Genomic DNA, 1503 nt, shown 5'->3' on the forward strand with positions numbered 1-1503 from the left:
TAATCTTACTGTGTCACAAAAGCTATTTACTGTGGAGTGATACCTGGTAGTATTAAATAATAAAGACTTCGGGCGACCGGAATGAGAGAGGATGTCGACGAATTTGACGCGTATCTGGATCATCTGGGGCAGGCGTTAGGGCACGCCGATCGTCATGCCGGCCTCAAGGGTTACTGTTCGGGTCTGGTATTGCCGCTATCGCGCAAGAGCGTCGAGCCAATGGCTGCACACATTGACCCACTTCACGCGAGTGCGAAGCACCAGTCACTTCACCACTTTGTGGCCAAGGCAGACTGGTCTGACCGTGCGGTCTTGCGGCGAGTACGCGAATGGGTGATGCCCGCTTTAGACGCGCATGCTGCCGAAGAAAGCGGTTACTACTGGATTATTGATGACACCGGTTTCCCAAAGAAGGGGCGTCATTCGGTCGGGGTGGCACGTCAGTACTGTGGGCAGCTCGGCAAACAGGACAACTGTCAGGTCGCCGTGAGCCTGTCGATCGCGACGCAACGCGGCAGCCTGCCGATTGCCTGGCAATTGTATGTCCCCAAGGAATGGATTGATGACCGGGAACGTGCCCATCGCGCTGGCATTCCCGACGATCTGGCTTTCGAGACCAAGCCCCAGATTGCGCTGGCCCAGCTTCGCGAGGCTGTAGCGTCCGGCGTTGCACCGGGCATCGTGCTGGCCGACGCCGGGTACGGCGACGAAACCGCTTTCCGGGATGGCGTAACTGAACTGGGTTTGTTGTACGCGGTAGGGATCCGGCCGGGCATCTCTGTGTGGGCGCGCGGTACTGCGCCACTTCCGCCTGAGCCCTGGAGCGGGCGCGGCAGGCCACCGACATCGTTGCGCCGTGCGCCCGGCCACGAACCGCTCGCGGTGAAGGAACTGGCCATGCAATTGCCCGTGAGCGCCTGGCAAACCGTAACCTGGCGCGAGGGCAGCAACGCAGCACTTTCCTCTCGCTTTGCCGCCGTACGGGTTCGTCCCGCACATCGCGACTATTGGCGAAGTACCGTTCGCGACGAAGAATGGCTGCTCATTGAATGGCCTGATGGCGACACGGAGCCGCTCAAATACTTTCTCACTACCGCTCCCGAGGAGGCGACCCTTGAGCAGCTTGTGTTCGTGACCAAAATGCGCTGGCGTATCGAGCGCGACTATCAGGACCTGAAACAGGAGTTCGGGCTCGGTCATTATGAAGGGCGAGGCTGGCGTGGCTTTCACCACCACGCCACACTGAGTATCGCTGCATACGGGTATCTGATGGCTCAGCGACTCAGGATGCAATCAGATGGACGTGGTAAAAAAAACTTCGTCGAACGCACGCTGCCTGCCCTTCCCACGGATTACATCCATCGGGGCAGTCCAGCGCGCACAACGCCACGTTCCTGATTCCATTACAACGTTGCGTATCCTGCTTGGACAACGGCTCATGCAACGATGGCACTCTTCCTGTACGGCAACAAACTGCGCAACTAATTATGTGACACAGTAAGA

Annotated in this window: 1 protein-coding gene; it reads left to right on the forward strand. The window is 58.4% G+C overall.

The window, feature by feature from the left end; genetic code table 11:
• The first annotated feature begins 81 nt into the window (after positions 1-81).
• Positions 82-1398, forward strand: coding sequence for an IS701 family transposase (locus A6V37_RS01015; protein WP_064271781.1), 1317 nt, complete (start codon positions 82-84; stop codon positions 1396-1398).
• Positions 1399-1503 lie beyond the last annotated feature (105 nt).

It is taken from the genome of Paraburkholderia ginsengiterrae, from assembly GCF_001645125.1.
Lineage (GTDB): Bacteria > Pseudomonadota > Gammaproteobacteria > Burkholderiales > Burkholderiaceae > Paraburkholderia > Paraburkholderia ginsengiterrae.